Annotated in this window: 8 protein-coding genes; 1 reads left to right on the forward strand and 7 read right to left on the reverse strand. The window is 36.7% G+C overall.

Translation table 11 applies throughout. The features are described from left to right. From EIY84_RS02565 to EIY84_RS02580, 4 genes are all read right to left on the reverse strand, one after another. Entirely contained in the window at window positions 1-1,449 is a 1,449-nt protein-coding gene (locus EIY84_RS02565; protein WP_124640200.1) for a SusD/RagB family nutrient-binding outer membrane lipoprotein, read from the reverse strand. Window positions 1,450-1,460: 11 nt separating this feature from the next. After that, window positions 1,461-4,433, reverse strand: a complete 2,973-nt coding sequence (locus tag EIY84_RS02570; protein ID WP_124640202.1) for a SusC/RagA family TonB-linked outer membrane protein — start codon at window positions 4,431-4,433, stop codon at window positions 1,461-1,463. Window positions 4,434-4,793: 360 nt separating this feature from the next. Next, window positions 4,794-6,128: a trigger factor gene (locus tag EIY84_RS02575; protein WP_124640204.1), complete on the reverse strand. Its 1,335-nt coding sequence runs from the start codon at window positions 6,126-6,128 to the stop codon at window positions 4,794-4,796. A 136-nt stretch (window positions 6,129-6,264) separates the two neighbouring features. Next, entirely contained in the window at window positions 6,265-7,143 is an 879-nt protein-coding gene (locus tag EIY84_RS02580; RefSeq protein ID WP_124640206.1) for a NifU family protein, read from the reverse strand. Window positions 7,144-7,314: 171 nt separating this feature from the next. Between EIY84_RS02580 and EIY84_RS02585 the strand changes: the two genes are divergently transcribed. After that, entirely contained in the window at window positions 7,315-7,839 is a 525-nt protein-coding gene (locus EIY84_RS02585; RefSeq protein WP_124640208.1) for a gamma carbonic anhydrase family protein, read from the forward strand. 87 nt (window positions 7,840-7,926) lie between these two features. On the opposite strand, the gene EIY84_RS02590 is transcribed toward EIY84_RS02585, so the two are convergent. The 3 genes from EIY84_RS02590 to EIY84_RS11950 form a co-directional block, all read right to left on the reverse strand. Next, window positions 7,927-9,297: a cbb3-type cytochrome c oxidase subunit I gene (locus EIY84_RS02590; protein WP_164472001.1), complete on the reverse strand. Its 1,371-nt coding sequence runs from the start codon at window positions 9,295-9,297 to the stop codon at window positions 7,927-7,929. Continuing rightward, a complete protein-coding gene (locus EIY84_RS02595) occupies window positions 9,287-9,670 on the reverse strand; it encodes a c-type cytochrome (protein WP_124640212.1) in 384 nt (127 codons plus the stop codon). Before EIY84_RS02595 ends, EIY84_RS02590 begins: the two co-directional genes overlap by 11 nt. Window positions 9,671-9,982: 312 nt before the next feature. Further along, on the reverse strand, window positions 9,983-10,279 hold the full coding sequence (locus EIY84_RS11950; protein ID WP_124640214.1) for a PLDc N-terminal domain-containing protein: 297 nt from the start codon (window positions 10,277-10,279) through the stop codon (window positions 9,983-9,985). Window positions 10,280-10,450 lie beyond the last annotated feature (171 nt).

Consider the following 10,450-nt stretch of genomic DNA (forward strand, 5'->3'; position numbering starts at 1 on the left):
CTATTGTTGCCACCAAAGTTTGGTGTTAATGTTATCTCCACCAATGGCCTGAGCCGCGTTTTGATAATTTTCTGGATTCATCACCTTTGCATTAGGCGGATACATGAATCTTTTTGGCATTTTACCATCGTTCATCAAACCACCGTTATTGGGCAACATAGGCAATCCAGTACGGTTAAATTCATACCATTGTTGATGATCTACAAAGAATAAAGAGAGGTACTTTTGCAGCATAATTCTCTCCAAAGATTGGTTATAACCCACATTGGTATTGGTAAAATAATTGGCTGGCACCACAGCTCCCCATTGTTCTATGATGGAAGTAACTCCGTTTTTATAATAGGTTTCTGTATTGCCTCCAATGATGTTTTTAAATGATAATTCAGCCAGAATAAATTGAAGTTCAGAATAGGTCATCAATAAAATTTTCATAGGAGCTTTTGCCAAATTTTGATTGAGATTAGACGGTTGGTAACTAAAAACCGTACCCAACTGATAGCCTGAAGGTGCCCCTTTGTATCCTATAGAGGTATTTGTAGCCAGATCTTTCGCCGTACTGAAAAACATGGACATTCTAGGGTCGTTGTTTTTTTTCATTTCATCAATAAAAAATTCTCCAGCGGCTCTTCCGGTTGTAAAATCCTGTGGTCTTGCAACAGGAGGCAGATATGGAGCAATGCCAGATAAACTGAGTACGGCAGAATCTGTATTGGAGGTAAAAAGTGGATACACGGTTGGATTGTTCACAATCTCTTGTATCCTGACATGGACATTAAGGTCTCCGTTCTTGTTGAGTGATCTGGTTAACAACCGAAGCGAAAGTGAGTTGCAGAATTTTTTCCATTGCAGAATACCATCATTAGAATTGTTGGCGTTGTAAAAAAGATCGATTTCTGATAATTTTTTCGTGGTATCAAAAAGCGAATTGGCTTCTTTCAAATCATTCAACAAAGCCGTATAGATGTCTTTTTGTTTGTCAAATTTTGGTTTCATTATGCCTTCTTCCATCTTCAACGCTTCAGAAAAAGGGATGTCTCCAAAAGCATCTGTTAGGTTGGAATAGATCCATGCATTCATGACTTTAGCTATCGCCAAATAATTTTTGTCATTTTCTTTTTCCGCAGCAATTCTCATGTCTCTTACTTGCTTTAGCCACTTGTAAGAGGTGTTCCAGAAGCCAGTACCGCTGGCTTCGGTAAGATAATATCTGCTGTAGGTATTTCCTTCATTAGGGAAGTCTAGGGCAGATTGCATCACATCAAAAGTATAATCGTTTGCTCTCTTGTAATTATAGGTAGACATTTCTAACTGTACAGGTGCCAGCAAACTTCCAACCGATGGGTTGAGGATTTTAGATGTGTCTGTATTGATTTCTTCAAAGTCTCGTCCACAAGAATGGATTGCCACTAAAGACGAAGCCATCAGAATCGTAAAAAGTATCTTTTTCATTTTGGTAAGTTTTAGAATTTAACATTAACTTGGAATCCTACTGTTTTTGCCGTTGGCATTTGCCCCATTTCTATCCCCGGAGTAATGGTCGCATTATCCAGTGTAGCTACCTCTGGATCAAACATTGGGAACTTGGTCCACATCCAAAGATTTTTCCCAAACAATGCCACAGTAAGGTTCTCTAATCCCAATTGCTTTACAATTTTTTGATTGAATGAGTAGCTAATTCTGGCATCTCTAAGTTTGATAAATGAGGTATCGAATGAATTGGTTTCTACATTGGCTCTTCTATAATATTCTTTGTAGTAAGCATCTATACCAATCTTGGTTGTGTTGGGACCGTAGCTTCCGTCAGCGTTCAGAACAACACCTTGGCCGATTACTTTTCCATCTGCATTTTCCCTGCCCCAAAGGGTATGTTCTAGTTTACCTTGCTCCGACATCTTATGATGAGACTGAGAATAAGCCATACCGCCCAATTGACCATCAAAAGAGAAACTAATGGTGAAGTTTTTGAACTTAAAGTCATTTTGTAAACCGGCTCTCCATTTTGCAAATGCATTACCAACTTTTTCTACCGAATCCGTAGAAAGTGGCAATCCGTTGGCACCATAAACAACCTGCCCGGCTTCATTTCTCAGTAGTTTGTACCCGTACATGTCTCCTAAAGAACCACCAACCACAGCATTGTAATAGACCGCACCACCAACACTGGCCATGGTGAACGGTTCTCCGTTAAATTCTGCCGGCAAAGTCATGATTCGGTTTTTGTTTTCAGACCAATTGGCGTTCAGATTCCATGAAAAATCTTTTGTTTTCATAACGGTCGCATTCAAGCTGAGTTCAATCCCTCGGTTTCTGATCTCTCCACCGTTAATGACCCTAGAGGAGTATCCACTTTCGTTCAAAGCTGGGATGGTCAGAATTTGATTGTTGGAAGTATTTTGATACAGTGTAAAATTGAAGTGAACGCGGTTTTTCAAGAAGGAAAAATCCATTCCAGTTTCTATATTTTCGTTTTCTTCTGGTTTTAAATTTGGGTTTGCATATCTGCTCGGTGCAGTAACACTTCCTGGGATGTCGTCTACAGAATAATAATTATTCAGTAAATAAGGACTTCCTGCAATACCCACCTTGGCCCAAGATGCTCTTAGCTTCCAAAGGTTGAATTTGGAACTTCTAAGGTTGAACAAATCCGAAAGTACCACACTGGTACTCACCGAAGGGTAGAAAAACGATCGGTTAGATTCAGGAAGTGTACTGCTCCAGTCATTTCTTCCGGTAATATCTACAAATATTTTTTTGTCATAATCCAAACTAACCAAAGAGTAAACCGAGTTGATTTGTTGGTCTTTTGGGGTAGGTAATTTGGTGATCAGCGAAATGGCATTGGTGAGGCTGTAGTCTCCAACGGCTTTTAGACCTTCGGCTCTATAATCTGTCATCAGATAGTTGTTATATCTGATATTTCCCCCTGCAGATGCCGATAAATTAATCTTACCAAAGTCTTTTTTATAGGTAAACAAGATATCGTTATTGAACTCTTTATTGTTCACATATTGCTCTCTATAAAATCCTTTGAGATAATTGGCTGTATTGTAAGGTCTTTTTGTGGTTCTTTTTTCGTCCTGAATCTCCATACCAGAACGAAGCATCATGGAGAAGTTTTTGTTAAAGGTATAATCTGCAGTAACGCTTCCGGTAATCATTTTTTTCTTTACCCCATTCAACATTTCATAGGCAATCAGGTAAGGATTGTCAATAAAAGAACTGAAAGGATGAAGTTGCTCTTGCCCTTCTTTTCCATTTTTCCAAATCGGTCTGTACCAAGCCAAATCAATATTTGGATTTTGGAAAATCATGAAATACGAAATCGATTGATTGTTGTATCCTGTTGCTGGTAAGTTGTCCGAATTGGTCGTGTTATAATTGAGCTTGGTGGTAATTTTCAGTTTTTTATTCAACTTATGACTGATGGATCCTGCGAAGTTAAAACGGTCAAAACCCGTATTGGGCATCATCCAATTGTTTTTCAGATAGGTCAATGAAGTTCTGAAATTGGTATTTTCGTTGGAACTTTCAATGGCAACACTATTGGAATAGGTAGAACCCACTTCCCAAAAATCTTTAACATTATTTTTATACGGTCTCCAAAGTTGTCTTTCTTTGCTTTGACCTTCAACCGTTGGATCGTATTGGAAATAATATTGTCCGTTAAATTTTGGTCCAAAAGCACTACTTGTACTTCCTGTATTAACGCCATCTACAGAGGCTCCATAGGAATAATAATACTCGTCATTTTTATTTTTATTCAGCGTTCCTTGTCCATATTCATATTGCCAATCTGGCCATTTGAGTACGGTATCAAAACTTGCATAAGAGTTAAAACTTACTTTTAATTTTCCGTTTTTACTTTTACCCGATTTGGTGGTAATCATCAATGCACCATTGGCTGCTCTAGAACCATAAAGTGCTGCTGCAGATGCTCCTTTTAGTACGGTTACAGACTCGATGTCGTCTGGATTAATACTGTTTAATCCGTTTCCTAGATCAACTGGTAGGTCTCCTCCAGATCCCGCTCCATAAGCAGAGTCCCCTGTTCCTGTTGTCGAGTTGCTCATTGGCACGCCATCTACCACAATAAGGGCATAGTTGTTGTCCATGATCATGGATTTTTCGCCACGGAGGGTAATTCTTGCAGATCCCAAAGGACCAGCTCCTGCCGTTTGAACTTTTAGTCCAGCGACTTTACCTTCCAACGATTGTGCCCAGTTGTTATTTTGAGTTTCTTCAAAAGTACTAGAGCCCACTTTTTCTGCTACATAGCCCAAAGACTTATCTTGTCTTTTGATACCCAAAGCAGTAACCACTACTTCTTCAATGTTTTTGATGGTATCCTTTTTAGGTTTTTTTTGCGCATAAAAATTGGGGCCTAAAAATCCTAACACGAAAAGAGTTAAAAGTTTTTGCTGATGCTTTTTCATTTTTCAATTTTTATTGAGCGCAAAATTACCCTTAGTGTTTTAGTTTTTTTTTAACACAACATTATGCATGTCTTAACAATATTTAACTTGAAAATTACAGTCTTTTGATGTTTATTTCTTTAAGGTTTTATGATAATCATGAGTTAAACGCACAGATTATATATAAATAAAAGATGAGTTTTTTTCAAACCCTTTTCTATATTAATATTTTTAACATATGATGGTTTTTATTATTCACTTTAAACATTTGTTTATACCATGAATTGGATAATACGATATCCGATATCATATCTTAAATATGTACATAAAAAAATCCATGGATTTTTTATCCATGGATTTATATATTACAGTAAGAACTTTTTATTTTTTCAGTTCTTCCAAAAACTCGTCGTGAGACACTTTGATTTCTTTCTTAGTTGCTTTTTCCAAGATCACATCTTTCAATTTAGCCATTGCTACTTCAGAAGAGATTTGTCTTACTTGCTCTTGGTCTTTCAACATTTCTACAGCATATTTTTGGATTTCTTCATCACCCAAATGATGGATTCCGTAGATTGCCAATTGGTTTTTCACCAACTGCTCTGCTTGACCAAGGATATCGGTATAATCCAATTTGATATCGTTATCGTTCAACAATTTACCTTCGATAATTTGATATTTGATAACACTTTTCTCTGAATCTAAAATTTCTTGAGCTTTAGCTTCATCTTGGATGTTTTGGTTGCTGAACATTAACCATTTTACCAAGAAAGCTTCAGGTAATTTCACCTCTTCTTTCTCTACAACCTGCTCCAATACTTTGTTTACGAAATGTACATCGGCATTTTGTTGGAAATACTCATCCAATTCTGTTTTCACACGAGTTTTCAACTCATCTTCAGATTTGATGGTGTCTTTTCCGTACACTTTATCGAAAAGTTCTTGGTTCACTTCGTGGTTGTTCAAACCGTAGAAATCTTTTACAGTAACTTCCAATTCGTTGTGGTGCAAGTGCTCGACTTCTGCTTTTGAGAAACCCAGCTGAGTTGCTAATTCTTCTTTAGCAGCAAGATCTTCTTTGCTCACTTTTGTAGACGCATCCATGGCCAAATCTTTCACCAATTCGAAAGCCTCTTTGTTTTCTGCATTGATGGTAGCATGTTTTGCAGGGTGATTGTGTTCTCCTTCTGCTCCTTCTTCAACTACTTGTTTGATTTCTAATGAAATATAAGAATCAGTTCCTATTTTATCTTGAGGTACTTGAGTTGCAAATCTTTTTTGCATGTTCTCAATGGATTGGTTCACTTCTTTATCACCGGATTCTACTTTATAGTGAGGTGCTTCGTACTTTGCCAAATCGATTGAGAATTCTGGTTCGAAACCAACTTCAAAATCAACGGTTAATTGCTCTTTGTTGTGATCGAAATCGTCCATTGCTTGTGGCACAGGCTGACCTACCAATCTCATTTTGTTTTCTTCAACATAGCTGTTCAAGGCTTCAGAGATTTGTTTGTTGATTTCTTCAAAAGCGATTGGAGCTTCGTACTGTCTTTTCACCATACTCAATGGCACTTTCCCTTTTCTAAATCCTGGGATTGATGCATTTTTAGCATAGTTCAAAAGTTGCTTCTCAACTTTATCTTTGTAATCAACTCTGTCTATTGTTACTGTAAGTCTTGCACTTACTTCATCGTGATTGTGTGCGGTAACCTTCATTCTTGTTTCAAATTTTAAGTTGCAAAAATAACAAATTTTTATGAATAAAAATCATATTTTTTACAAGAGATGGAAGTTCATAAAAAAAGATAAACCTGGCCGGGTTTATCTTCATATATTGTTGTCTGAATTTCAATTACGCATTCACCGCTTCCACATTTTCTACCACATCCGGTAAAAACTGTTTCAGTAAATTCTGAATGCCATTTTTTAAAGTTGCTGAAGAGCTGGGACAACCGGAACAAGCGCCTTGCATCAGCATTTTTGCCGTTTTGGTTTCATGATCAAACTCGATCAGAGAGATTTTCCCACCATCACTTTCCACAGCTGGAGCCACATATTCGTTCAGGATATCCGCAATTTTCATTTCGATATCCGTGTATTCTCTGTTGATTATTTTTTCTACTGGATTTTCAGATTTCTGAGGTTTGATTTTAGAAATCTCACCGCCTGCTTTAAGATATTCCGTCATAAAAGCTCTCACTTCAACCATAACCTCATGCCATTGTTTTGTAGCATCCAAAGTAACAGCTACAAAGTTATCCGATATAAAAATTTCTTTTACAAAAGCATATTCATTGTACAAAGCTTCAGCGATGGGCACATCGATAGCTTGACTTTTATCCTTCACCTCCAAAGAACCGTTCAGCAATGGTTTTTGAGAAACAAACTTCATCACCTGCGGATTGGGAGTCATCTCTGCGAAAACCTGAAAATCTTCTTGCTTTTTCTGAAGAAAAATTCTAGGATTGTTGGTGAGTCCTTCTGCGATTACATTTTTCAACCCGTCAATCACATGTTCCCATTCTACGGCATCCTGCTTGGCAATTGCCACAAAATTTGCCGTGATAAAGACTTTTTCAACAAATGGAAACTTCAACAAGTCTTGAGCCAAAGGAATTTCGGACAAGTCCGAAGTCTGATCCAACTCCAAAGAACCAGGAATCAAAGTGTAGTCGGCGACAAATTTCATCACTTTTGGGTTGGCAGTGGGCTCTATGATAATCTTATACATTATGTTAAATTTGAAAGTGCAAAAGTAGGAATAAGTATTTAAAAAATAATTGGTTTGCATTAGATTTTATCAATCAACACCAAAATGGTTATGGCTCAAATTATTAGAAAAAACAAACCATACATTATCCTATTTTTTTTCTATATTTACCTTCAATTTAAAACGAATTAAATGGCCATTATTAGAGAACTTTTGGGCAAAAAGCCCGTGATTGGTGATGAAACTTTCCTGGCAGAGAGCGCCGTTGTTGTAGGTGATGTTGAGATGGGTACACAATGCAGCATCTGGTACAATGCCGTTATCCGCGGCGATGTACATTATATAAAAATGGGCAACAAAGTCAATGTACAAGACAATGTCATGCTGCACTGCACTTACGAAAAATATCCTTTGGTTATCGGAAACAATGTTTCTATTGGTCACAATGCAATTGTCCACGGATGCACCATTCAGGATAATGTCCTGATAGGAATGGGCGCCATTGTTATGGACGATTGTTTGGTAGAAAGCAATTCTATTGTTGGAGCCGGATCGGTAGTCACACAAGGCACCCATATAAAATCCGGTGAAGTCTGGGGCGGTATTCCTGCAAAAAAAATTAAAGACATCTCTGCAGAACTCTTAGAAGGCGAAGTAAACAGAATTGCCAACAATTATGTAAAATACTCTTCTTGGTACAAGGAAGAAACCAAATAAAATAAGGAGGCACAAAGGCCTCCTGAAAAAAAACTTATAAAATGAGCAGGTAAAGAGCATTAGCACAATGAACTTTACTTGTTTATTTTATTTGTAATCGGTTTGAACTTTAACACCATCAAAATTATCTTCCACAACTTCTTCAGATAAAGACTGAACAGCAAATTTCAAGATGGGCAGAAGCATGGCTACCAAAGCCACCAACAAAACGCCTCCCGATGCTGCAAACACTTTAAAATACGGCATCAACTCGTCCATAATTTGCTGAAAGCCTTTATTTTCTAGAGTTCCTGCAATTTTATTCAATCCCATTCCGATGAGGGAGAACCAAAAGAAAAACAAAGCCGTATTGAAAGTTAAAACCCATCGGCTGTATGTCTTTAAAGATAAACATTTAGGATTTATTTCATCCATAATTAAAGTCAACGAAGCCAAAATCAACAAAGTATTAATCCCAATGGTCGATCCCATGGCATGGGCTACGGTGATGTGAGTCCCGTGTGTAAATTGATTGATGTACGGAACTGAAATGGAAATGGATAAAATTAAATTCAGCAAAATCCACATTTCTGCATAGGTCAAAAACTTAAACGACAATTTGTTATTCTGATAATTTGCTTTGATGTACGATTGCCTGAAGCCCCAAATAATATTGGCCAAGATCAGCAATTCCGTCATGGAAATCACATAAGAAATTGTTTTGATCCACGGAGATGCCGGGACAATATAAGTGTGATGTCCCCAATTGAACATCAAATTGGTCAATCCTAAGAAATAGAAGAAAAATGCTTTTTTGGATCTATTGATGCTTTTATCTCCAGAAATTCTTTCCATCGCGTACATTGCAGTTCCGTAAACCAAAGCGTTCCACGAACCTACAAAAGCACCCATGGCTTTCCATTGCACGGTAACATCTCTGATGATGTTGTTGTTAAAAAACGGCAACTGCCAAAGCTGAGCTTCTAAAATGGTCAAAAGAAAAAATACAAGTCCGGTTGTCCAGCTATAAATATATACCGGAGCTGTTTTGTAATTGGGTTTTAGAGTGATAAATACATTGAGCATAAACATGACCCACGCCAAAACGATAATCGCCACCATGTACGGGGGGAATTCCAGATACTCTCTGCCGCTAAATTTTCCTAAAATAAAGAAAACACAAACCACAACAAGTATCAGAACTTGCAAACCGGCTTGTATCTTACCCAATACCGTTGAGAAAATCTTTCGCCTGGAAACCTCGGGAAGGTAATAATAAATAATCCCGGTTGCGGCGCAAAAGATCCAATTCACCGAAAGATAAGTATGCAACGGTCTAATTTTTTGAAAAGAAAAATCCAATTTTAAAAAATCGGGAAAAGCATATTGCAACCCGCCCAAAATCCCAAAAGTTAACCCCAAAAACAGAGACATTATCGCAATGATAACATAGGCACTGCCCACAACATTATTCTTCATGACTGATGTTTTGATTTTTATAAGTAAAGGCGTTGGCATCAACATATTTTAGATAATCCAACAAAGCCTCTACCTGTTCTTCATTAAAATTAAAATTCGGCATTCGTGTCCCGCCTCCGTTCAATAAGAATGCTTTCGCATACGCTTCTCCCCGATGCTGATCAGAAATCACAGTGGTGAGTTCGGGTCCCAAATATCCACCCAAACCAAAGATTTGGTGACAGGATTGGCAATTGAATTTGTGATAGATTTGCTTTCCGTATTCTTGTTTTTTCGTCATGGTGGTACCATAATCCGTTGCATCGTTATAGATCCAACCGGAGTAAATGAAATACGCTAAGAACAGGTACGATATTGTCCAAATTTTGTACATAAGCTGTTTTTTAAGCAGTTTTTATATTCGGACAAAATTATCGAAATATAAATTCAGACCAATATGATTTTAATCACTTTATTTTCAGGCACAAAAAAAAGCCTTGAAAAAGGCTTAGAGAAATTTTATTTGAATTATACAATGTTCACCTCCCGTTCTCCCTATAAACAAAAAGAAATGAGTAGAGCGCATAAATTCAAAGAAAAAGAAGGAGCTTATTTTATTTGCTTTGCCACTGTATTTTGTTGGGCACGAACATTATACTCGTGCCAGTAGAGGAATTGAAAGAAGAAAATATATTCTTTTCACTTACTAACTAAAATTAAATTTAGGCTTTGAATTGGAAAATTCATTGTAATTTGTGTTTCTGCGATTATCAAAAATCAAATAGAGTAAAACTGCTAAAAAATTTAAAAATAGCAACGCAAACAACCAAGTTATTCTATTTTTCTTATCACTCCTAAACACTTCTTTCAATACATATATCAACGGTACAGTGTTAAATACAAATGCAAGACTAAAGAAAAAGTTACTATTTTCTTCATGATGATAGATAACTAAATATTTGGATATTATGAACTTGTTTAAAGTAAAAAAATCGATAAACACCTTTAAAAAAAGGCGTTAATTATTTGTTTAAAAGACTGGTATTCAGTATATTAGAGGAAAAATAACTACAAATTTCTCTATGCAAAAGAATACCAGTCGAAGTTGTAAAAATAATGATTTATCAGAAGTTATAAAAGAAATATGTGAAATTGTATCCTTAGGATTGAAAAA

The sequence above is a fragment of the Amniculibacterium aquaticum genome (genome assembly GCF_003852705.1).
Classification (GTDB): Bacteria; Bacteroidota; Bacteroidia; order Flavobacteriales; family Weeksellaceae; genus Amniculibacterium; species Amniculibacterium aquaticum.